The organism is Allobosea sp. AK1, assembly GCF_006714945.1.
Classification (GTDB): Bacteria; Pseudomonadota; Alphaproteobacteria; order Rhizobiales; family Beijerinckiaceae; genus Allobosea; species Allobosea robiniae.
In genome coordinates, this window is sequence record NZ_VFMG01000001.1 from 3,208,852 (window position 1) to 3,230,209 (window position 21,358).

The window sequence follows — 21,358 nt, forward strand, 5'->3', positions numbered from 1 at the left end:
GCCATGGTCCAGACCTCGCTCGGCCTCCTCATCCTCCTGCTCGGCCTCAGCATCCCCGTCGGCGCGGCGCTTCTGCTTCTGGCGTTGTCGCTGGGGGCGGCGTTCTCGCCGATGCCGATCTATCTCGCCATGGGCGAGGTCATCTGGTCGGCCTCGACCAATGCCATCCTCGTCAGCGTGCCGCTCTTCGTGCTGCTCGGGGAGATCCTGCTGCGCTCGGGCATGGCGGATCGACTCTATCGCTCGATGAGCCATTGGCTCGCCTGGCTCCCGGGCGGGCTGATGCACGCCAATATCGGTGCCTCGATGGTGTTTGCGGCGACTTCGGGCTCGAGCGTGGCAACGGCCGCGACCATCGGAACCGTCGCGACGCCGGTGATCAAGACCTACGGCTATGGCGAGAGGCTCTTCCTCGGCACCATTGCCGCCGGCGGCACGCTCGGCATCCTGATACCGCCATCGATCAACCTGATCATCTATGGCTGGCTGACGCAGACCTCCGTGCCGCAGCTCTATCTCGCCGGCTTCGTGCCCGGGATCGTGCTCGGGCTGATCTTCATGGCGACGATCCTGATCTGCTGTCTCGTCCGGCCGGAATGGCGCGGCCGCGCGATCGAGACCTCCTGGAAGGAGCGCCTCGAGAGCCTGAGCGGGCTTGTTCCTCCCGGGTTCATCTTCGTGATCGTGATCGGCAGCATCTATGCGGGCTTCGCGACCCCGACGGAATCGGCTGCACTGGGCGTCGTCGTGGCGATCGCGCTGGCGGCGATCAACCGCAAGCTGTCCGTCAGGATGATCCTCGAAGCCCTGGACGGCACGATGCGGACATCCGCCATGATCATGCTGATCGTGGCATCGGCGTTCTTTTTGAACTTCGTGCTGTCGGCGATCGGCCTCGTTGCAGCGCTGAACGGCTTCATCACCGGCCTCGGGCTGGGGCCGATGGGCACGCTGGTCGCGATCATCATCTTCTATCTCGTTCTCGGCTGTTTCATGGAGCCGCTGCCGATGATGATCGTGACGATCCCGATCATCGTCCCCGTCGTGGTGCAAGCCGGCTTCGACCCGGTCTGGTTCGGCATCATGGTCGTCCTGCTCTGCGAGACCGCGATGATCACGCCGCCGGTCGGGGTCAATCTCTACGTCGTGCAGGGGGTGCGAGGGCGCGGCGTCATCAGCGACGTCATTCTCGGCGTTCTGCCCTTCATCGGAAGCCTGCTCCTGATGATCGTCCTGATCATCGTCGCCCCCGACATCGTCATGTGGCTGCCACGCCTGATCGGCGCGCAGTGACCCCCGTCCAACGCCTGATCTTCAATTCGGAGCATGCTGTGAACTACCCGCGAACCGTGACAATGCGTGGCAAGTCGATCGAGATCACCGACGCCAAACGTGCCGCCCGCGTCGCCGAGATGCCGGAGATCGAATGGATCAAGGATCGCGACCTGCGCGACAAAGTCATCGATGCCTGGGTCGCAGCGCTCGAAGCCCATGGTTTCACGCAGATCGGCGACATGAAGCCATCGGGCAATTACGACTCGAACCCGCTCCTGACCGGCACGCAATGTGATCATATGCGCTCGGTTTGCCGCCTTGCGGTCAAGACGGCCGAGGAGATGGCGGGCCTGTTCCCCAATTTCCGCTACGATCGCGATATCCTGATCGCGGGCGCGCTCTGCCACGACATCGGCAAGGTCTGGGAATTCCAGCCCGACAACGTCAAGCGCTGGAAGGCCGACTCATATGCCGTCGGCTTTCCGTCGGTGCGCCATCCCGGTTACGGGGTGTTCATCTGCTTCGCCATGGACCTGCCCGAGGCCGTCGCGCATATCGCCGCGGCGCACTCTGCCGAGGGGGAGCTCCTCGAGCGCAGCCTCGAGAATACGATCGTTCATTGGGCCGATGTGACATTCTGGAAGACCGTGGAGGCCGGGCGCCAGTTCGCGGCCACGGACACCTGGCTCGACGGCATGACCGGAGGCGTCAGCGGGCAGCCAAGGTCTGCCAAGGCTTGATCGCACAAGGACCCCGCCGCTTCGGCAAGGCGGGGTTTCCGCGAATTCACGCGAGCCTGTCGAAGCTGTCGGCGCGGGCGGCGTCCCAGTTGCGGCGATAGAAGGCGTGCTCGCACTCTCCGGAGGTGAGCTCGCCGGGTTCCAGAAAGACATGGAGATCGGAGAACAGGCGAATTTCGGTCGCGCTGACGCGGCGGACGAGGTGATGGGGGCCCAGATCGGACGGGTGGGTAAGACCGGCTGCGGCCAGCATGTCCGCCAGAGCCTTGAGGGTGTTGGCGTGGAACAGGTGGACGCGCTGTGCCTTGTCGGGAACGACAAGCGCCCGCTGACGAACCGCATCCTGGGTCGCGACGCCTGTCGGGCAGCGATTGGTATTGCAGGACAGCGCCTGGACGCAGCCCAAGGCAAACATGAAACCGCGCGCCGCATTCGTCCAGTCCGCGCCGATCGCCAGCGCGCTGGCGATGTCGAAGGCGCTGACGATGCGTCCTGCGACGCCAATCTTCACCCTGTCGCGCAGCCCCGCGCCGACGAGGACGTTATGAACGAACAGCAGGCCTTCGCGCATCGGCAGGCCGATATGGTCGCTGAACTCCACCGGTGCGGCGCCGGTGCCACCTTCGGCGCCGTCGACGACGATGAAGTCCGGCACGACGCCGCTTGCCAGCATCGCCTTGACGATGCCCATGAACTCCCATGGATGGCCGAGGCAAAGCTTGAAGCCGACTGGCTTTCCGCCTGAAAGCGCGCGCAACTGCGCTATGAAGCCCATCATTTCGAGCGGTGTCGAGAATGCGCTGTGGTTCGACGGCGAGATGCAGTCGAGCCCAACCGGAACGCCTCGTGTCTCGGCAATCTCGGGGGAAACCTTCGGCGCCGGCAGAATGCCGCCATGGCCGGGCTTGGCTCCCTGGCTCAGCTTGATCTCGATCATCTTCACCTGGGGGTCGGCCGCCTGGCGGGCGAAGCGGTCGGGATCGAAATTCCCCTGCTCGTCGCGGCAGCCGAAATAGCCGCTGGCAACCTCCCAGACGATGTCGCCGCCCCCGGCGCGGTGATAGGGGCTGATGCTGCCTTCGCCGGTGTCGTGGCTGAAATTCCCCAGACGCGCCCCGGTGTTCAGCGCGCGGATCGCGTTGGCGGAGAGCGAGCCGAAGCTCATGGCAGAGATGTTGAAGACCGAGGCCGAATAGGGCTGTCGGCATTGGTCGTTGCCGATGGTGATGCGGAAGCTGTCGGGGTCCGCCACCGGCGCTGGGCGCGTCGAGTGCCCGATGAATTCGTAACCCTCTCGATAGACGTCGAGCATGGTTCCGAAGGGGTGGTCGCCGGCGATGCCCTTGGCCCGGCGATAGACCAGCGAGCGTTGCGATCGGGAGAACGGGGCGGCTTCCTCGTCAGCCTCGAAAAGATATTGGCGCAACTCGGGACGGACCAGTTCCGCGAACCAGCGGATATGGCCGATCACCGGATAGTTGCGGCGGATCGCGTGGCCGGTCTGGACAAGGTCCCATAACCCGACGAGCGCCAGAAGGGCCGCGAGCATCCCCGGGACCCATAGCCAGTGATACCGGAAGGCCAGCGGAAGCGTCGAGAGCGCAACCAGAAGGCATAATGTGAGCGTCGTGAACCGACTCAATCGCAATGTCATATCCGAACCCGTCCGAACAGCAGCGGACCGTTGTAGCCTCGGCGGATCGCCATGACGAGTTTGCTGAACCGAACGGCGGGACCTGAAGGGCTTGGGGGCCACAACCCATGCCGATCCCCATCGCAGGAGGGCAAACTTGCACCCCCCAAAACAGCTTCGGAGGGATCGGCTCCCTCGGCCCACTGCTGTTCGGGGGCGATGCCCGCGATGAGCATCGCAAATCGTCAGATCGGCGGCCTTTTCGGATAAACCGCCAGGCCGCACATGCCGCTTGACTCCTCTCCAAAAAAATAAATTATAATTTATAATATTGGAGGAGCCGGTGTTGAAGATTTCTCGACTCAGAGCCATTCAGCTCGAAGCGCGGTTCGCGGATGTGTTCGGCGGGATCGACAAGGTGCCGGCGGAATTGCTGGCCCCAGCCGCCCATTTTCGACGGATTCCGCGCACCGGCCAGGTCGCGACGCTCGTCGTCGTGGAAAGCGATGACGGGGCGATCGGCTATGGCGAGGCTTTCGGTCTGCCCCATGCCGGTGCTGCCACTGCGATCATCAACGGTGTCATCGCTCCAGCGCTGATCGGGGCGACGATCGCCGATCCCAGGGAGATGCTTGGCGATCTGGAGCGCTATTTCACGGCGATGGGCAGCACGCGCGGCCCGGCCATCGAGGCCCTGAGCGGCGTCGACATCGCCTTGTGGGATCTGAAGGCGCGGGCCGCCGGACTGCCTCTGGCGACGTTGCTCGGTGGTTCTCCGGGACCGGTCGCGACCTATGTCAGCCCGGTCGGATTCCAGGACCACCCCGACAAATCGGCGCGCGCGGCGCGTGCCTATCTCGATCAGGGCTATACCGCCATCAAGCTCAAGGTCGGCCGCGGTCTTGCGACCGACATCGAGCACATCGCCGCCGTGCGGGGCGAGATCGGGCCGGGCGCGGCGCTCTATCTCGATGCCAATTGTGCCTATGACGTCGCGACGGCGATCACGGTCGCGAAGGCGCTGGCCCCTTATGACATCGGCTGGTTCGAGGAACCCGTGCCGCCCGATGATCCGCAGGCGCTGGCGCAGGTTCGCAAGGCCTCGCCCGTGCCGATCGCGGCCGGTGAGAATGATTTCACGCTGGACGCTCATGCAAGGCTCGTCGCCGCCGATGCGGTCGATTTCCTGCAGCCCAACATCTCGCGCGCCGGCGGTGTGTCCGGGCTGATGGCGATCGGCGCGCTCTGCGCGCGCTCCGGCATCCGCATGGCGCCCCATGGCGTCGGCACCTGCGTCGCCGTTTCGGCAGCCGTGCATACCTGCCGGGCCGCGCCCGCCGTCCATGCCTATGAGGCGAACCGCCTGCTGAATCCGCTGCGTGACAACATGGCGGTGCGCCCGCTCATCACCGAAGGCGGCCAGCTCGTTGCCCAGGATGCCCCCGGTCACGGCGGCGAGCCGGATCTCGGGCGCTTGTCCCGCTATGCCGTGAATGGCCTGGGGGAGACAGAGGAGCGGGCCCATGTCCATCTTGGTGCGTAGCCCCGGCGACCTCGGCGACCTCGTCGGCAAGCCCGGCGAGACGCTCGCCGAGACCTTGCGGCGCACGCTGCTCGACATGATCGTGTTCGGCTATTTCGAGCGGGGTGCGCGACTCTATCCCGAGAAGCTCGCCGAACATTTCAACGTCAGTCTGACGCCCGTGCGCGAGGCCCTGATGCGGCTCGCGGCGGAAGGCTTCATCGAGGTCATCCAGCGGCGCGGCTATCACATCCGCGATCCCGACGCCAAGCAGGTCCTGGACCTCTGGCAGGTGCGGCTGGCGATCGAGCTGATGGCTGGCGAGCTGATGATCGAGCGGCTCAAGGACGGCACGCTCGACGGCACGGCGATCGACCGGATCGAGGAGGTCCAGCGGCGTCTCGAAGTCGATCCGCAAGCGATTTCGCACAAGGATCGGCACGAGCAGAACGCGAGCTTCCACCATCAGATCGTGGAGCTGAGCGGCAATGTGCTGCTGCTCTCGACCTATCGCGGCATCCAGATGCAGGTGCTCAACGCCTGGATCCAGCGCGGCATCGAATCCTGGCGCGGGCGGCACGCCTCGGAGGCCGTCGAGCACCGGGCGATCCTCGCGGCGCTGCGCGACCGCAACCCGAATGACTACGCCAAGGCGGTGCGCGCCCATCTCGGCCGCTCGCTCAAGGATGCGCTGGCCGATCTCAAGGCCCGCAATCTGATCGAAGAACTCGCACAGAGCCGAACCTAATCGGCCATATTTTCGGGGAGGAACCCATGATGAAGAGACGTCAGCTTTTGAACACGCTCGCGGCTTTCGGCTGCGTGCTGGCGAGCGCATTGATTCCGCAGGCCCCGGCCTCGGCGCAGACGAAGACGATCCGCATGTGGACGTTCCTGAGCGCGACCGGGACATCGCCGCGCGAGGTCGCTCTGGCGCAGATCATCAAGAACTACGAGGCTGCGAACCCCGGCACCAAGATCGTCGTCGAGACGCAGGTCTGGGATCAGATGACGCCGAAGTTCCTGGCCGCCCATCGCGCCGGCAATGCGCCCGACATCAGCTGGGTCGTCACCGATTTCCTCGGCGACGCGATCGGCTCGGGTTCGCTGGCGGACCTCAACGAGCTGTTCATCGGGAAATGGCCGGCCGAGCAGGTCAAGGACCATGCCAGCGCCTATTGGGACCTGACCAAGAAGGGCGACAAGCAATACGCGATGTTCGCCTCGCCGAACTACATCTCGATCGTCTACCGGGCGGACCTGCTGAAGGCCGCCGGCATCGACCCGGCCTCGATCAAGACCTGGGACGATCTCCGCATCGCCGCGGAGAAGCTGACGGTGAAGAATGCCGCCGGCCAGGTGACGCGCTATGGCTTCGCCCAGGGCTTCAGCGAGCAGCAGGCCGACCCGCACATGATGATTCCCTATCTCCTTGGCGAGGGGGAGCAGCTGTTCAAGGCCGACGGCAAGGCCAATTTCGCGAGTCCAGCAGGCGTCGCGGCCATGACCTTCGCGACCGATCTGATCAAGAAATACAACGTCTCGCCGGCTCAATCGGCGACCTGGACGGTCGATGATCTGTTCGAGCAGTTCTCCTCCGACCGCGTCGCGATGATCCAAGGCCCAAGCGTGCGCGTCTCGACGCTCCAGGCCAAGCTCGGCAAGGAGAATGTCGGCCTGATGCTCTGGCCCGGGAATGGCAAGACCGCTCATTCTCCCGCCGTCATGGCCGGCTGGGCCGTCGGCGTCTGGTCCAAGGGCACGCAGAAGGCGGAGGCCGGCAAGTTCGTCGACTACATGCTCGGGGCGGAAGCCGAGAAGATCTGGGTCACTGTCGGCGGGCAATCGCCCCTGATGGCATCGACGGCCAAGGCTGTAGCCTCCTTCGTCGACCAGCCTGGCAACGGCTATATCCGCGTCGCGGCCGAGGGCGCGAGCAAATATGGCTGGCTGACCCCGATCGAGTTCAATGTCGGCGGCTACCGTCAGGCGCTGAACAAGGCGACGCAGCGCATCATCGTGGAAGGCGTTCCCGTCAAGGCGGCCCTCGAAGAGGCGGAAACCCGCTTCAATCGCCAGAACAATCGCTGACGTCACCCGGCGGAGCCCAAAAGGCTCCGCCTTCGACCGGGGATCGCTCTTGATGACGATGTATTCGCGCCTCACCGGCGTCAACTACGTGCTGCCTGCGATGGCGCTGCTGATGCTGGTGCTGTTCTCGCCGGTCCTCTACGGCTTCTGGTTCAGCCTGTTTCGCATCCAGTACGGCGCGCCGACGGACTTCGCCGGGTTGGAGAACTACGCGCGACTGCTCGACGACCCCGTCCTTGCGGCCACGCTCGAGCGCAGCGCGGTGTTCACCTGCGCTGCCGTCGCGCTGACGCTGGTCATTGCGCTCGCTCTGGCGGTCTGGATCAACCGGCTCGGCCAGCGGCTCGGCTTCGTCGTCCAGATGATCGTCATCCTGCCCTGGATCATCTCGACGGTGGTCGCCACCCTGCTGTTTCGCTGGGTGTTCGTCAGCGATATCGGGCTCGCGGGGTCGCTGGTCCGGATGGCGGGCATCGCCGACATGCAGCTCCTCAACAGTCCCGGCAGCGCCATGGCCCTGCTGATCGGCGTCTCCGTCTGGAAGCGGCTCGGCTATGCCGTCATCATCCTGCTCGCGGGGCTCAAGGGCATTCCCGAGGACTATGAGGAAGCCGCCAAGATCGACGGCGCCAACCGCTGGCAGATCTTCTGGCTGATCGTCCTGCCCTTGCTGAAGACGCCGCTGCTGCTGGTGACGATCGTGTTGACCCTGTCCAATCTCAACACCGTCGAGACGCCGCTCGTCCTGACCGGCGGCGGGCCGGGCGACGCGACGCGCATCCTGCCGATCGAGGTGTTCGAGCGCGCCTTCGTCAATTTCGACCTCGGCTCAGCCACTGCGCTCGCGTTGGCGATGTTTGCCGGCAACATTATTCTCGTCCTCGCCTATGTCCGCCTCGCGAAGTGGAAGGCGTGATGAGCACCGCGTCTTCCGCCACCCATCCCAGGCCGGTCGCCGTGCAGCAGGCAGCCGTGCCGGGCCGGTCCCGCATCGTCCTGCCCGGCACGCTGGGCCTGGTGATCGCCGGCCTGTTCGCGGTGCTGGCCGGCCTCAACCTGCTGCCCCTGTTCTGGGGCGTGCTGACCTCGCTGAAGTCGCAACCGGATCTGTTCAGGACGCCTCCGGTCCTGCTCGACTTCATCCCGACGGCCGAAAACTACCAGCGCGTCGTCGACAGCGGCTTTCTCGGCAACATGCGGGTCAGCGTGTTCTACAGCGTGCTGACCGTGGCGAGCGTGCTGGCGCTGGCCCTGCCGGCCGCCTATGCCTTCGACCGTTTCGACTTCCCGTTGCGCCGGGCGCTGTTCATGCTCGTGGTTGCGAGCATTCCGCTGTCGCTGGGCGCAGCCGCGCTGCTGATTCCGAACTATCTCTATTTCACGCGCCTCGGCCTGACCAATTCCTGGTTCACGCTGCCGCTGATCTACACCGCCTATCAACTCCCGATGGCGATCTGGATCGTCAAGGGCTCGCTCGAGAGCATCCCGCGCGAGCTCGACGAGGCCGCGATCATCGACGGCGCCACGCATTTCCAGATTCTGACGCGCGTGATGCTGCCCCTGACGCGCCCGGCACTGGGGGCGGCCGGTGTGCTGACCTTCGTTGCCTGCTGGAACGAGTTCGTCGCAGGCTCGGTGATGGTCGACACCCCGGCGCTGCGGCCGATTCAGCCCGCGATCTACAATTTCATCGGCTATTTCGGGCGCGAATGGGGGCCGCTGACGGCGTCCGCGACGCTGGCCATTCTACCCATCCTCATCGCATTCGCCCTGCTCAGCCGCCTGATCGTGTCCGGCCTGACCAAGGGCTCGGTCAAGGGCTAGACATGCACAGCGTTCTGAACATCGGCTGCGACGAAGCCGATATCGTCATGGCCGCCGCGGCGGGAGAAGCGGCGCGGATGGGCGTGCCGCAGAACATTGCGATCGTGGATGCCGCCGGCCACCTCGTCGCGTTCCGGCGCATGGACGGCGCCAAGTTTACCTCGATCGAGATCGCGCTGGCGAAGGCCTTCAGCGCGTCGGGCGCGCAGGTCGAGACCAGGGCGATCGCCGCCCGCACCCTGCCGGGCGAGCCCGGCTTCGGCCTCCAGAACCTGCATGGCGGGCGCTTCACCACGCTGGCGGGCGGTATACCGCTGCGCGTCCGGACACAGGTGGTCGGCGCGATCGGCGTGAGCTCCGGGTCGACGGTCCAGGACCAGCAGGTGGCCGAAGCCGGAGCCGCTGCCTTCGAGGCGCTCGGGCTCTCCGCCTGATCCGCGCATGTCTTCTGTCTACGCAAGCATCGTGAGCCAAATCATGTGGGATGTCATCATCGTGGGCGGCGGTTCGGCCGGCTGCGTCCTGGCCAATCGCCTGTCAGCCGATCCCACGCGAAAGGTCCTGCTGATCGAGGCCGGGCGCGACCTCAAGCCCGGTGAGGAAGGCTCTGCGATCCTGGACACCTATCCCGGCAAGGCGGCGTTCGACCCGCAGAACCATTGGCCGGACCTGATGGTCCAGACGCAGCCGCATCTGCACAATGCCGCGAACCGGCCGCCGCCCAAGCGCTACGAGCAGCCGATGCTGATCGGCGGCGGCTCCAGCATCAACGGCCAGATCGCCAATCGCGGCACCCCGGACGACTATGACGAATGGGGAGAGGCCGGCGCCTCGGGCTGGGACTGGAACGCCGTGCTGCCCTATTTCATCAAGGCCGAAACGGATCTCGACTATGCGGGGCCGCTTCACGGCAAGAGCGGGCCTATCCCTGTGCACCGTATCCCGCGCGAGCGCTGGCCGGCCTTTTCCATCGCGGCCGAGGCTGCCATGGAAGCGCAGGGCTATCCCGACATCAAGGACCAGAACGGCGCCTTCGGCGACGGCCATTTCGCGATCACGCTGTCCAATAACGGCCAGCATCGCGTCTCGACCGCGATGGCCTATCTCGATGCGGCGACCCGGCGCCGGCCCAATCTGACGATCATGGCCGATACCCAGGTCCTCTCGCTGGCGATGGAGGGCAGGCAGGTCGTCGGCGTCGACATCGCCCGGGGGCGCGGGCAGGAGCGTCTTGCGGCGCGGGAGGTCGTGGTCTCGTCGGGCGCCATGCATTCGCCGGCTCTCCTGATGCGCTCCGGCATCGGCCCGGCGGCACATCTGCGCTCGCTCGGCGTCGAGGTCCATGCGGATCTGCGCGGCGTCGGCGCCAATCTGCAGGAACATCCCGGCATCTCGCTCTCGGGCTATATCAAGCCGGCAGCGCGGCTGGGCAATTCGACGCGCCGGCACATCCATGTCGGCATGCGCTACAGCTCCGGCGTCGAGGAATGCGGGCCGTCGGACATGTTCCTGATGGTTGCGGCGAAGTCGGCCTGGCATCCGCTGGGCCCCCGGATCGGCACGATCATCTCCTGGATCAACAAGGCGCATTCGCGCGGCGCGGTGCGGCTGGTCTCATCGGATCCGCGCCGGGAAGCGACTGCCGACTTCAACTATCTCTCCGACTATCGCGACCTCCAGCGCATGGGCGCAGCCGTGCACCTGATGGCCAGGCTCTTCGCCACCCGCCCGCTGGCGGACATCGTCGAAATGCCGGGTGCTTCGAGCTATAGCGGCTTCGCCAAGTCGCTGGGCCGGCAGACGCTGCGCAACTACCTGATCACAGCGCCGATCGCGCTCGCCATCGATGCCCTGCCGCCGCTGCGGAAGCTGTTCTTCCAGCGCGCCGTCTCCAGCGGCATCAGCCTGCAATCGCTGCTCAACGAGCCGGATATCCTCGAGGCCTACGTGAAGGCCCATGCCTTCGGCCAATGGCATTGCTGCGGCACCTGCCGGATGGGCGCGGCCGATGATCCCGATGCGGTCGTCGATGGGGCGACCGGACGCGTCCATGGCGTGGGCGGCCTCAGTGTCGTCGACGCATCGATCATGCCGACCGCGCCGCGCGCGAACCTCAACCTCCCGGTGATCATGATCGCGGAGCGGATGGCGGATCTGATAAGGGCGCGGTCGAGCTAGGCCACGAGAACACGCCGGAGAACGCACCACGCATTCTGATGCGGCGTCAGGCTCGCGACAATTCGGTTGCGACCAGTGCCCCGATCGCCGGCAGGAAGCTCTCGTCCTCGGCGATGGCCTCGCCCTGGGTGAAGACGGTGAGCCGGAATTCCTGCCCGGCAGGCAGGATCGCGCGCAGCGTGTCATGCCGGCGGAACGAGGCGCGGTCGTCGCCAAGCCAGCGCGTGCGGCCGGCCTTGGACCAGATCTGTGTGCCGCGCGGCAGCGCATCGCCGAGATAGCCGAGGAGCTGGTAGATGCCGCGGCCGCGCTCGGGATGATCGGCATCGCGCGCGAGATGGTCGCGGATGACGGCAAGGCGCGCCGGCGGCAGCAGGGCGGAGTCGTTGAAGATCTCGTGCATCAATCGCGCCATCGCGATCGGCGTCAGGCAGTTGTGCCCGGCGGCCGAGCGGTCGAGCGCGACCTTCTCCCGGCCGTAGCGCAGGTCGTCCATCAGCTTCTGGTTGAGATTGATGCCGGCGAGTTCCGGCCAGCCCAGCCCGGCGAAGATCCGGTTGATCTCCTCGCGGCGCTCGCACCAGGCATCCATCTCGGCGTCATTCAGCAGTGTATCGCCGGTCGTGCCCGTCAGCAGGTCGATGATGTAGTTCGTCGCGGAGTTCGACGACCACAGGATCATGTCGCGCATGGCGCGGTCGAGCTCGCCATGGGGAGAGAGCCGCCCGTCCTCCAGCCGCAACTGCGCGGCGAAGAGATGGAACACCTTCACCAGCGAGCAGGGATAGGCGCGCCAGTCCGGCCGGAGAGCGGCGCCCTCGGGCTTCCCGCCGGGTTCCGGCGCGGGCCGGGTCAGGACATAGGCGAACTGCGCGAAGGGGACGTTGCGCGCCGCGTAGACCGGGGCGGCATGGGCCTCGATCAGGGCGCCGATCCGCTTGAGGGCGGAACTCTCGGTGAAGAAGCTCATGGTCGTCTCGCAAGGCAGGTCGGTCGGTAGGATGGGTCAGCCCTTGGGGCGCAAGGCCGTGTCGAGTCCCTCGCCGATCAGGGCGAAGGTCACGCCGGTGTAGATGATGGCGAGGCCGGGAGCGGTCGCGATCCACCAGGCGTCGAACATGAACTGGCGTCCGTCGGCGATCATCAGCCCCCATTCAGGGGTCGGCGGCTGGATGCCGAGGCCGAGGAAGGAGAGCGAGGTCACGGCCAGGATCGTCAGCACGACATCGGCCATGGCGTAGACGATCGACGGCGTCACGGCGTTGGGCAGGATATGCGCGGCGATGATGCGGGTATCGGTCGAGCCGAAGCTGCGCGCCGCCTGCACATATTCGAGCTCGCGCAGCACCAGCACCTCACCGCGTGTGATGCGGGCGAACGAGATCCAGTTCACCAGCAGGAAGGCGAGATAGAGATTGGCCTCGCCCGGCCCGAGCACGCCGACGATGGCGATCACCAGCACATGGAAGGGGAAGGCCCAGAAGATGTCGGTGATGCGCATGATCACGGTGTCGACCCGCCCGCCGACAAAGCCCGCGAGCGCGCCGATCGCGATGCCCAGCAGCGCCGGGGCCATGACGCAGATGAGCGCGACCCGCAGATCGACCAGCCCGCCAGCCATCACCCGCGAGGCAACGTCGCGGCCGAGATCGTCGGTGCCGAGCCAGTGCTTGGTCGAGGGCGGCTGCAGCGTGTTGCCGTAATCGACCAGGAAGGGATCGTGCGGCGTCCAGACTTGGCCCAGCCCGACGAGCAGGGCGAGCAGCAGGAGCATGACGAGGCCGACGAGGAGCGTCGGATCGAGGCGGCGCTTGCTCATCGCTTCAATCCAGCCTGATGCGCGGGTCGGCCAGCGCATAGGCGATGTCCGTCGCGAGATTGATCAGGACGACGAGCACGGCGAAGACGATCGTCAGCCCCTGGATCATCGGGTAGTCGCGGGCGAAGATCGACTCGACGAAGAGCGAGCCGAGGCCGGGCAGCGCGAAGACGGTCTCGATCACCACCGTCCCGCCGATCACCCAGCTGGTATGGGCGCCGAGCACCGAGATCGAGCTGATCAGCGCGTTCGGCAGCACATGAACGCGCATGGTGCGCCCGGTTGCGTTGCCCTTGGCGCGAGCGGTGGTGACATAGTCCGAGCCGAGCACGTTGAGGATACCGCTGCGCAGGCTGCGGATCGTCAGGGAAGCCGTCGCCAGCGCGATCACGAAGGCCGGCAGCGTCAGGTGATGCAGGCGCGAGAACAAGCCGGTGCCATAGCCCGAGGTCGGGAACAGCGGCACCCAGATGGCGAGGATGACGACCAGCACGAGCCCGAGCCAGAAGGAGGGGATCGCGAGCAGCACGGTGAAGACGAGCTTGACCAGCACGTCCGGCGCCCGGTCGCGCTTCACGGCCGACCACAGCGCCAAGGGGATCGTCAGCACGACCGCGATCACGGTCGAGTAGGCGACGAGCCAGAGCGTCGCCGGCAGGCGCTCCAGCACCAGCGAGATCACCGGCTGGCCGTAGACGACCGAGCGGCCGAGGCTGCCGGAGAGGATGTCGTGGAGGAAGAGCAGATATTGCCGCCACAGCGGCAGGTCGAGCCCGAGCCGCTGCTTCATCGCAGCGATCTCATCCGCCCCGCCGCGGGCGCCGAGCAGCAGCGTCGCCGGATCGCCCGGCAACGCCCTGAGCAGGAAGAAGCAGGCCAGCGTGATGCCGAACAGCACCGGGATGAGCTGGACGAGCCGCTTGAGGATATAGGTCAGCATGGCAGCGGGCCTGGGGGCAGGGCGGCCGGAGGCCGCCCCGTCCTCACTTTATGCCCCGTCCTCACTTCATCTTGACGTCTTCGAGGCGGAAATTGCCGGTCGGCAATACCTCGAACCCGCTGACATTGCTGCGATAGGCGTAAGGCGTGCCGGGATAGAAGAGGAAGATCGACGGCGCCCCGTCATGCGAGAGCTTGACCATCTCCCTGAACATCGCACCGCGCTCCGGCCCGTCCCTGGTGGCGCGCTCCTTCGCGTAGAGCTCGTTAACGCGCTCGTTCTTCCACTCGGTGTGGTAGGCGTTGGCGCGCTCCGGATTGACGATCAGGAAGCCGGCCATCTGGTCGGGGTCGATCGTGTCGCTGGAGGCGTAGGAGACGGCCATCTCGTAGTCGCCGGCCTTGGTGGTCGACCAATGCGTGCCGCCTTCGACGAGGCGGATCTCGGCGGTGACGCCGATCTGCGCGAGCGCGCTCTGCAGCGCCTGGCCGAGCTGGCGATGCAGCGGCCGGCCGGAATGCACCAGCAGCGAGGTCTTGAAGCCGTCGGCATAGCCGGCTTCCTTGAGCAGCGCCTTGGCCTTGGCGACGTCATGCGCATAGGGCTTCAGGTCGGGATCGGCATAGGCCATCAGCGGCATCGGCGAGTTCGCGACCTTGCCGGCGCCGTAGAGCAGCGCCTTGACCAGCCCTTCCTTATCGATGGCGTAGTTCAGCGCCTGGCGGACGCGGACATCGTCGAAGGGCTTCTTCTTGGTGTTCAGCAGCACGAAATCGGTGCGCAGCACGTTGGCGACGGCGGTCTTGATCGTGCCGGCGCGGCCGAGGCTCTGCATCTGGTTGAGCGGGATCTCGAGGGCGGCGTCGATCTCGCCGGCCTGCAGCTTCAGCACGCGGCTGTTGCCCTCGGGCAGGACCATGATCTCGGCGCCGTCCAGGCTCGGCTTGCCGGCCTGCCAGTAATGCGCGTTCTTCTTGAGCGAGAGCGCCTGGCCCTTGTTCCAGGCCGCGACGGTGAAGGGGCCGGAGCCGATCGGCTTCTCGAAGAACTTGTCGGGAGCGGCCTCGAACGCCTTCTGCGGCAGGATCGCCGAGGAGAACAGGGCGAGGTTGTTGAGCAGCGGGGTGAACACGGTCTTCAGCTTGAGCACGACCGTGCGCTCGTCCGGCGTCTCGATGGCGTCGATGCCGGAGAAGAAGCGCTTCCAGCTCGACGCGTCGCTGCCGGCGCGCTTGAGCGAGAAGGCGACGTCGGCGGCGGTGACGGGGGTGCCGTCCGAGAACTTCGCCTGCCTGAGCTTGAAGCTATAGGTCAGGCCGTCATCGCTGACCGTCCAGCTTTCGGCGAGACCGGGCTCCAGCTTGCTGGCATCCGTGCTCGGGCGCAGCAAGGTGTCGTAGATCAGGAGCTGCGCATAGATCGACGGGTTGTCGCTGGTCGCGATCGGGTCGAGCGAGACGAGGTCCTGCGTCTGCGCCAGCTTGAGAACGCCCTGCGCGAAGGCGCTGGAGGGCGCGATGGTCAGAGCCGGGCCGAGGATGGAAAGCGCGAGCGCGGCAGCCGATGCCATGGAGCGAAACGTGGTCATGGAGATCCCCTGATCTTGGCCGCTCTGCCGGCGGCAGCTTGCAACCTCCCACGGGCGCGCCTAGTCTCGCAAATGAAACATTCGGCAAGTTTATCAACCAAACGGAATAGCCTGGATGAGGCTCGGCGCGCTGCAGGTGATCGATGCCTTCGTCCGGCTTGGCGGCACCGGTGAAGCGGCCCAGGCCCTCGGTGTCAGCCAGTCCGCCGTGATCAAGGCATTGCGTCTTGCCGAAAGGGAGCTCGATCTCAGCCTCGTCGCGATCGTCCAGGGCCGGCTGACGCCGACGCCCGAGGCGCTGGAGCTGCATCGGCTCGCGCGCCCGGCCTTCGGGGCCTTGCGCCGGGCGCACCACGAAGCCGACATGATCCGCGTCGGCATGGCCGACCGCCTGCGGATCGCGACGGTGCCGGGATTGGCGCACAGCATCCTGCCGCCGGCCATCGCCGGCGCACGCCGTGATCTGGCCGATCGAGCCGCCGTCGAAGTGATGTTCGACCATGTCCGCGACCACCTCAGCGCCAATGAGGTCGATCTCGCGATTTCCTACGGCCCGATGGCGACCGAAGGATTGCGCGACATCGTGCTGCGCTGCAGCCCGCTGGTCTGCGTGCTCGACGAGGCTCACCCGCTCGCCGGCCACGACAGGCTGGCGCGCGACAATCTCGAAGGCCAGCGCCTGATCAGCTACGGGCCCGACGGCATCAGTCTGGCCGACAGCTTTCAGGACGCGCTGGGGCGAATTGGCCTGTCCGACCGGATCGCGATCACCGTGCGCCATACCGACAGTGCCTGCCATCTGGCGCGCGAGGGCGTCGGCATCGCCGTCGTCGACGGCTTCGTCATCAGCAGCGGCCTGACGCAGGGGCTGGCGGTGCGTCCGCTCGACGAGAGCCCTCTCGTCACGGCCTTTGCGCATCACCGCGACGGCGCACCGCTGGACCCTGCGGCGCACGTCCTGCTCGAACATCTCGTGGGAGATGGCGCATGAAGGCCTTGACGCCATCGCACGCGACGGTGCTGCGCGCCGTCGATCGTTGCGGCACCACCGTCGAGGCCGCGCGCCAGCTCCATCTGACGCAATCGGCCGTCAGCAAGATCATCGCCCGCAGCGAGGCGACCCTCGGCATCCCGGTCTTCGATCGCAGCGACGGTCGGCTCGTCCTGCGCCCTCAGGCCCGCGGCCTGATGTCGGCGTTGGGCCATGTCGAGGACGAATGGCACATCTTGCGCGAAGCCGTCGGCGATCTGCGGTCCGGGCGCGCTTTGCCGCTGCGGATCGCTTCGACGCCCAGCATCGGCCAGGGGCTCATCGCGCAGGCGATCAGGCGACTGGTGACGGAATATCCCCACGCCCGCATCGAGCTGATCATGGGCGATGCACCGACGGAGCTGTCGAAGGGCGCGGCCGATCTCGGCGTGATGTTCTCGCCCCGCGTCACCGACGACATCGCCCTGACGCCTTTCGCCCAGGCCTCGATCATCGCCCTCGTTCGCGCGGACGATCCGCTGGCGCGTCGCGGCCGGGTCAGCTTGCCCGAGCTTCGGGAGCACCGGCTGATCTGCTTCGATCGTGAGAAATCGCCGCTGGGCTGGCTGATCGCGCGCGCTCATGAAAAGGCGGGTCTCGACTATGCACCCTTCATGACCGTGCCCTACAGCATTTCCGCCGCGCATCTGCTGGCACGCCAGGGCGATGTCATCCTGATCGACAGCCTGCTGACGCAGGCCCAGCGCTTCGAGGGGCTGGTCAGGTTGGATGTGACGCCGGAACTGCCGATCACCATATGCCTGATGACGGTGCGGAGCCGGCCCCTGGCCCGTCTGGCGGCGCGTTTCGTCGAGATCCTCGTCGAGGGGCACGGCAGCGGGCTGCTCCCGGGGACCGGCGCGCCAAGCAGCGAACCCTGACGGTCGGCTTACGTTGCGGTTGCGCAAAGGCTTCTGCCGGTGACAGTCAGTCGGAATGCCGATTCTCAGCGACATCCCAGCCGATATCCGGCGCGCGGCCTGCGCCTTTCACGAAGCCGGCCATATTATCGTCGGCTGGCATCACCGGCGCTACATCACGCATGCCTGGCTGCGGCCGCCTTATGGCTCCTCCGGCGAGACCTGTTTCGAGCCCTACAGCCGAGGATTCCAGAGCGGCAATCCGATCGATCTCCGGCGCGCGGAGATCGAGATTACGATCCTTTCCGCCGGGTATTGCGGCGAGATGATCTACTGGAACGAGGAAGGCTTGAAATGGTATCCGGGTGAGATCGCCTCCCATGAGGACGATCTCCAGCAGATGACGCCCTATATCGCGCTGCTGCAACCGCCGGATGAGGCTGTGCTGCGGGCCCGCTGCGCCAACGCGGCGACGGCCATTCTCTATCGCCCGGCGATGCTGGCGGCCCAGGCAGCGATCGCTCGGCGATTGTCCGATCGACGCCGCATCGATCGCGACGAGGTCGACGCGATCATCGGGCGCGCAAACGGCTGAGAGCCGTCGCACGCCCGAGGTAATGTCCGGCCGTCAGGCCGCCTTCTTGCCGGCGTCGAAGGGGACCTCAATATCGACGGCGAGCGTCGAGACCTGGGCGCCGCGCTCCATCCGGACGCTGACCTTGTCGTCGTCGATCTGCATGTGCTTGGAGATCGCGCGCAGGATTTCGTCGCGCAGCTTGCCGAGCAGATCGGAATTGCCGGCATTGCTGGCGCGCTCATGGGCCAGCAGGACCTGCAGCCTTTCCCGGGCGGCAGGAGCCGAGCGGGCGCGGGAGAAGAGACGAAGCAGTTTCATGCCGCCTTCCTTCCGAAGAACTTGCCGAAGAAGCCGCGCTTCTCGCCGGGGACCGAGACGGGGAGAGCCTCGCCCTTGAGCCGGCGCACGGCGTCGAAATAGGCCACGGCAGGCGCGCTGCCCTGGTCCGCCAACGTGACGGGCGAGCCGATATTGGAGGCGCGCAGCACGTCCATGCTCTCGGGGATGATGCCGAGCAGCGGGATCGACAGGATTTCGAGGACGTCGTCGACCTTCAGCATGTCGCCACGCTCGGCCCGGGCCGGGTCGTAGCGGGTCAGCAGCAGGTGCTTCTCCATGTGCTCGCCATTCTCGGCCTTGACCGTCTTGGAATCGAGCAGGCCGATGATCCGGTCTGAATCGCGCACCGAGGACACTTCCGGATTGGTCACGACGATCGCGATATCGGCATGACGCATCGCCAGCGTCGCGCCGCTCTCGATGCCGGCCGGGCTGTCGCAGATGACCCAGTCGAAATTCACCTTGAGCGCACCGATCACCGCCTCGACGCCCTTGGCCGTGAGGTTCTCCTTGTCGCGGGTCTGCGAGGCCGGCAGCAGGTAGAGCGTCTCGACCCGCTTGTCGCGGATCAGCGCCTGGGTGAGCTTGGCCTCGCCCTGGATGACGTTGACGAGGTCGTAGACCACGCGCCGCTCGGCACCCATGACCAGGTCGAGATTGCGCAGGCCGACATCGAAATCGACGACCACGACCTTGTCCCCGCCCTGGGCGAGCGCGGCGCCGAGCGCGGCCGACGATGTCGTCTTGCCGACGCCGCCCTTGCCCGATGTGACGACGATGACCTTGCCCATTGACCGCTCCTTGATGATTGTTGATGCCTTCGCCTCAGGCGAGCGCTTCGACCTTGAACGCTTCGCCGTCGAGCCAGATCTGCACGGGCTTGCCGCGGAATTCAGGGCCCATGTCCTCGGCCGTCTTGTAGTAGCCGTCGATCGCGATCAGCTCGGCCTCGAGCTTGCGGCAGAAGATGCGCGCCGCCGCATTGCCCATCGTGCCGGCCATCGCCCGCCCGCGCAGGGTGCCGTAGACATGGATCGAGCCGCCGGCGACGATTTCGGCGCCAGAGGCGACCGAGCCGATGACGGTGACGTCGCCTTCGAGGAAGACCAGCGACTGGCCCGAGCGCACCGGCTGCGTCACGATGATCGAGGGCACGGCCTTGGGCAGATCCGGCATGACCGGCTCGGCGACCGCCAGCTCAGCCTTGGCCGCCTCGGCCGCGGCGGCCGGAGGCTCGAAATCGGAGGTCGGGCGCCCGTCGGCCATGGCCGGCGGCAGATCGGAGCCGAGCAGGGCAGGCGAGGCGCCCTCGATGCCCATGATCCGTACCTGGCGTGAGCCGAGCTGGCTGACGAAGGTCCGCAGCTGCGCCCGGTCGATCTCGAGCCCGGTGATGTCGAGCACGACGGGGCGCCGCAGGAAGAAGCCGGCGGAGCGCGAGGCGAGGTCGTCGAGCCGCGCCAGCCAGTCCTCGAAGGGCAGCTCCGGGGTCAGCGTCAGCGCAAGATAGGACCGCCCCTTGAGGCGGATGGGCCGGGGTTGAGTTAACACGTCGGTTATCTTGGTAAATTTTCGGTTGCTTCGGTGTATCGAGGAAATGGTTAACAGAGGGTAAACTGCGCCTCCGAAGAGGCTCTCTCGACACGCTCCGAGGGACGCTGTCCACACGTCATTGGCGGGGCACGGAGCCGGCCAAAACGGCGCAAAATTGGGTGCCGTCATGCTCGCCCTTGTGGCGAGCATCCACGTCTTGAATGCTGCATTTTTGATGAGGGAAGGCGTGGATGGTCGGGACAAGCCCGACCATGACGGGAGCGATGCGACGGAGTGATTCCGTCGGTCGATTCTACCCCTGAAACACTTCCGGATAGGCGTAGAGTCCTGGCGCGCCGCCCGTATGCCAGAAGACGACGGTCTCGTCGGGGCCGATGGTACCGCCCCTGACCAGCGCGATCAGTCCGGCCATCGCCTTGCCGGTATAGACGGGGTCGAGCAGGATGCCCTCCGTCCGCGCGACTAGCTCGACCGCTTCGATCATCGCTGGCGTCGGCTGGCCATAGCCGGGGCCGACCTGCGAATCATCGATCTCAAGCGCGACCTGCTGGCCCCGCTGCCGGCCTTCCAGCGCATAGATGTCATTCACCAACCCGGAGACGATGGCACCTGCCTGCTCGGACGAGCGCGAGACGCTGACGCCCTGCACGCGGCAGGCAAGCCCGGCATCCTCGACGCCGGCGAGAATGCCGGCATGGGTGCCGCCGCTGCCCGTCGGCACGACGATATGGTCGATGCCGCAATCCACGGCCTTGGCTTGCCCGGCCAGCTCCAGAAGGGCGTCGCGATAGGCGAGGCTGCCCAGCGCATTGGAGCCGCCGACCGGGATGAAATAGGGGCGTTTCCCCTGCGCCGTCAGCCCGGCCATCGCCTCGTTCGCGATGGCGGTCGCATCCCCGCCGGCCGGAAGCAGGCGGATCTCGGCTCCAAAAATCTGGTCGAGCAGCCAGTTGCCGTTGGTCCGGTAGGATTCGCTGCGATTCGCCACCGAATCGGTCAGCAGCAGCACGCAGGCCAGACCGTTGCGGGCGGCTGCTGCGGCGGTCTGGCGGGCATGGTTGGATTGGATCGCGCCCATGGTGACCAGCGTGTCGGCGCCCTGATTCAAGGCCTCCGCGACGAGGTATTCGAGTTTGCGCACCTTGTTGCCGCCGCCGGCGAAGCCGGTGCAGTCGTCGCGCTTCATCCAGATCGAGGGGCCCTTGTCCTCGCGGGCGAGGGCCTGCGACAGGCGCGGGAGTTGCTCGAAGGGCGTCGGCAGCAGCGCCAGTCGGATCGTCTCGGGTCGGGTCATTCCGGCAGGCTCCCAGCTTCGTTGCCGTCGTTAGCGGGAACAGCATAGCGCGGCGCTGGAGATTCGCCGGGCGTGCGAACGCATGCCCGGCGTG

Annotated in this window: 21 protein-coding genes; 12 read left to right on the plus strand and 9 right to left on the minus strand. The window is 66.3% G+C overall.

Features of this window, described 5'->3' with window-relative positions:
• Positions 1-3: 3 nt before the first annotated feature.
• Positions 4-1,293, plus strand: coding sequence for a TRAP transporter large permease (locus FHT98_RS15690; protein WP_061968991.1), 1,290 nt, complete (start codon positions 4-6; stop codon positions 1,291-1,293).
• Between the two features lie 38 nt (positions 1,294-1,331).
• Positions 1,332-2,015, plus strand: a complete 684-nt coding sequence (locus tag FHT98_RS15695) for an HD domain-containing protein (protein WP_210244381.1) — start codon at positions 1,332-1,334, stop codon at positions 2,013-2,015.
• Positions 2,016-2,061: 46 nt separating this feature from the next.
• Here FHT98_RS15695 and FHT98_RS15700 read toward each other — a convergent pair whose 3' ends face one another.
• Positions 2,062-3,669, minus strand: a complete 1,608-nt coding sequence (locus FHT98_RS15700; RefSeq protein ID WP_091858668.1) for an FMN-binding glutamate synthase family protein — start codon at positions 3,667-3,669, stop codon at positions 2,062-2,064.
• Positions 3,670-3,994: 325 nt separating this feature from the next.
• Here FHT98_RS15700 and FHT98_RS15705 point away from each other — a divergent pair, with 325 nt between their 5' ends.
• Genes FHT98_RS15705 through FHT98_RS15735 form a run of 7 tightly spaced genes read left to right on the plus strand, consistent with a single transcriptional unit; the run spans position 3,995 to position 11,263 of the window.
• Complete coding sequence (locus FHT98_RS15705; RefSeq protein WP_142114583.1) at positions 3,995-5,191, plus strand: mandelate racemase/muconate lactonizing enzyme family protein; 1,197 nt, start codon at positions 3,995-3,997, stop codon at positions 5,189-5,191.
• Entirely contained in the window at positions 5,172-5,918 is a 747-nt protein-coding gene (locus FHT98_RS15710; RefSeq protein WP_113585153.1) for a GntR family transcriptional regulator, read from the plus strand. The genes FHT98_RS15705 and FHT98_RS15710 overlap by 20 nt, the downstream gene beginning before the upstream one ends.
• Before the next feature lie 26 nt (positions 5,919-5,944).
• On the plus strand, positions 5,945-7,261 hold the full coding sequence (locus tag FHT98_RS15715; RefSeq protein ID WP_113585154.1) for an ABC transporter substrate-binding protein: 1,317 nt from the start codon (positions 5,945-5,947) through the stop codon (positions 7,259-7,261).
• Between the two features lie 52 nt (positions 7,262-7,313).
• Positions 7,314-8,177, plus strand: a complete 864-nt coding sequence (locus FHT98_RS15720) for a carbohydrate ABC transporter permease (protein WP_061968984.1) — start codon at positions 7,314-7,316, stop codon at positions 8,175-8,177.
• Positions 8,177-9,085 carry a carbohydrate ABC transporter permease gene (locus tag FHT98_RS15725; RefSeq protein ID WP_142114585.1) on the plus strand — a complete coding sequence of 303 codons (909 nt, stop codon included), beginning with the start codon at positions 8,177-8,179 and terminating at the stop codon, positions 9,083-9,085. The genes FHT98_RS15720 and FHT98_RS15725 overlap by 1 nt, the downstream gene beginning before the upstream one ends.
• 2 nt (positions 9,086-9,087) lie before the next feature.
• The gene (locus FHT98_RS15730) at positions 9,088-9,519 is read left to right on the plus strand and encodes a GlcG/HbpS family heme-binding protein (protein ID WP_185745178.1); all 432 of its coding nucleotides are present in this window, start codon (positions 9,088-9,090) and stop codon (positions 9,517-9,519) included.
• Positions 9,520-9,550: 31 nt separating this feature from the next.
• Complete coding sequence (locus tag FHT98_RS15735) at positions 9,551-11,263, plus strand: GMC family oxidoreductase (RefSeq protein WP_210244382.1); 1,713 nt, start codon at positions 9,551-9,553, stop codon at positions 11,261-11,263.
• Between the two features lie 46 nt (positions 11,264-11,309).
• Here the strand turns inward: FHT98_RS15735 and FHT98_RS15740 are convergent, their stop codons facing one another.
• The 4 genes from FHT98_RS15740 to FHT98_RS15755 form a co-directional block, all read right to left on the minus strand.
• Positions 11,310-12,233 carry a serine hydrolase gene (locus FHT98_RS15740; protein ID WP_142114588.1) on the minus strand — a complete coding sequence of 308 codons (924 nt, stop codon included), beginning with the start codon at positions 12,231-12,233 and terminating at the stop codon, positions 11,310-11,312.
• 36 nt (positions 12,234-12,269) lie between these two features.
• Positions 12,270-13,082 (minus strand): ABC transporter permease, encoded by an 813-nt coding sequence (locus tag FHT98_RS15745; protein WP_091858879.1) that lies wholly within the window; start codon positions 13,080-13,082, stop codon positions 12,270-12,272.
• A gap of 4 nt (positions 13,083-13,086) precedes the next feature.
• Complete coding sequence (locus tag FHT98_RS15750) at positions 13,087-14,022, minus strand: ABC transporter permease (protein WP_142114589.1); 936 nt, start codon at positions 14,020-14,022, stop codon at positions 13,087-13,089.
• Between the two features lie 61 nt (positions 14,023-14,083).
• Positions 14,084-15,610, minus strand: a complete 1,527-nt coding sequence (locus tag FHT98_RS15755; RefSeq protein WP_142114590.1) for an ABC transporter substrate-binding protein — start codon at positions 15,608-15,610, stop codon at positions 14,084-14,086.
• 115 nt (positions 15,611-15,725) lie between these two features.
• On the opposite strand from FHT98_RS15755, the gene FHT98_RS15760 reads away from it, so the two are divergent.
• From FHT98_RS15760 to FHT98_RS15770, 3 genes are read left to right on the plus strand one after another with little or no spacing between them, the layout of a single operon-like run.
• Positions 15,726-16,601 (plus strand): LysR family transcriptional regulator, encoded by an 876-nt coding sequence (locus FHT98_RS15760; RefSeq protein ID WP_061968969.1) that lies wholly within the window; start codon positions 15,726-15,728, stop codon positions 16,599-16,601.
• Positions 16,598-17,521 (plus strand): LysR family transcriptional regulator, encoded by a 924-nt coding sequence (locus FHT98_RS15765; protein ID WP_142114591.1) that lies wholly within the window; start codon positions 16,598-16,600, stop codon positions 17,519-17,521. Before FHT98_RS15760 ends, FHT98_RS15765 begins: the two co-directional genes overlap by 4 nt.
• Before the next feature lie 55 nt (positions 17,522-17,576).
• Positions 17,577-18,095 (plus strand): hypothetical protein, encoded by a 519-nt coding sequence (locus tag FHT98_RS15770; protein ID WP_061968965.1) that lies wholly within the window; start codon positions 17,577-17,579, stop codon positions 18,093-18,095.
• A gap of 33 nt (positions 18,096-18,128) precedes the next feature.
• On the opposite strand, the gene minE is transcribed toward FHT98_RS15770, so the two are convergent.
• From minE to FHT98_RS15790, 4 genes are all read right to left on the minus strand, one after another.
• On the minus strand, positions 18,129-18,395 hold the full coding sequence (minE, locus tag FHT98_RS15775) for a cell division topological specificity factor MinE (RefSeq protein WP_061968964.1): 267 nt from the start codon (positions 18,393-18,395) through the stop codon (positions 18,129-18,131).
• Complete coding sequence (minD, locus tag FHT98_RS15780) at positions 18,392-19,207, minus strand: septum site-determining protein MinD (protein ID WP_061968962.1); 816 nt, start codon at positions 19,205-19,207, stop codon at positions 18,392-18,394. The genes minE and minD overlap by 4 nt, the downstream gene beginning before the upstream one ends.
• 34 nt (positions 19,208-19,241) lie before the next feature.
• Positions 19,242-19,976 carry a septum site-determining protein MinC gene (gene minC, locus FHT98_RS15785; protein ID WP_061969170.1) on the minus strand — a complete coding sequence of 245 codons (735 nt, stop codon included), beginning with the start codon at positions 19,974-19,976 and terminating at the stop codon, positions 19,242-19,244.
• Positions 19,977-20,262: 286 nt separating this feature from the next.
• Entirely contained in the window at positions 20,263-21,264 is a 1,002-nt protein-coding gene (locus tag FHT98_RS15790) for a D-cysteine desulfhydrase family protein (RefSeq protein WP_061968960.1), read from the minus strand.
• Positions 21,265-21,358: the final 94 nt, after the last annotated feature.

Bases quoted from the DNA above. Each gene is read 5' to 3' on its own strand.
- FHT98_RS15710 (WP_113585153.1), top strand. From the start codon at position 5,172: ATGTCCATCTTGGTGCGTAGCCCCGGCGACCTCGGCGACCTCGTCGGC.
- FHT98_RS15750 (WP_142114589.1), bottom strand. From the start codon at position 14,022: ATGCTGACCTATATCCTCAAGCGGCTCGTCCAGCTCATCCCGGTGCTG.
- minD (WP_061968962.1), bottom strand. From the start codon at position 19,207: ATGGGCAAGGTCATCGTCGTCACATCGGGCAAGGGCGGCGTCGGCAAG.
- FHT98_RS15765 (WP_142114591.1), top strand. From the start codon at position 16,598: ATGAAGGCCTTGACGCCATCGCACGCGACGGTGCTGCGCGCCGTCGAT.
- FHT98_RS15745 (WP_091858879.1), bottom strand. From the start codon at position 13,082: ATGAGCAAGCGCCGCCTCGATCCGACGCTCCTCGTCGGCCTCGTCATG.
- FHT98_RS15770 (WP_061968965.1), top strand. From the start codon at position 17,577: ATGCCGATTCTCAGCGACATCCCAGCCGATATCCGGCGCGCGGCCTGC.
- FHT98_RS15690 (WP_061968991.1), top strand. From the start codon at position 4: ATGGTCCAGACCTCGCTCGGCCTCCTCATCCTCCTGCTCGGCCTCAGC.
- FHT98_RS15760 (WP_061968969.1), top strand. From the start codon at position 15,726: ATGAGGCTCGGCGCGCTGCAGGTGATCGATGCCTTCGTCCGGCTTGGC.
- FHT98_RS15755 (WP_142114590.1), bottom strand. From the start codon at position 15,610: ATGACCACGTTTCGCTCCATGGCATCGGCTGCCGCGCTCGCGCTTTCC.
- FHT98_RS15720 (WP_061968984.1), top strand. From the start codon at position 7,314: ATGACGATGTATTCGCGCCTCACCGGCGTCAACTACGTGCTGCCTGCG.
- FHT98_RS15715 (WP_113585154.1), top strand. From the start codon at position 5,945: ATGATGAAGAGACGTCAGCTTTTGAACACGCTCGCGGCTTTCGGCTGC.
- FHT98_RS15725 (WP_142114585.1), top strand. From the start codon at position 8,177: ATGAGCACCGCGTCTTCCGCCACCCATCCCAGGCCGGTCGCCGTGCAG.
- minE (WP_061968964.1), bottom strand. From the start codon at position 18,395: ATGAAACTGCTTCGTCTCTTCTCCCGCGCCCGCTCGGCTCCTGCCGCC.
- FHT98_RS15790 (WP_061968960.1), bottom strand. From the start codon at position 21,264: ATGACCCGACCCGAGACGATCCGACTGGCGCTGCTGCCGACGCCCTTC.
- FHT98_RS15700 (WP_091858668.1), bottom strand. From the start codon at position 3,669: ATGACATTGCGATTGAGTCGGTTCACGACGCTCACATTATGCCTTCTG.
- FHT98_RS15730 (WP_185745178.1), top strand. From the start codon at position 9,088: ATGCACAGCGTTCTGAACATCGGCTGCGACGAAGCCGATATCGTCATG.
- FHT98_RS15740 (WP_142114588.1), bottom strand. From the start codon at position 12,233: ATGAGCTTCTTCACCGAGAGTTCCGCCCTCAAGCGGATCGGCGCCCTG.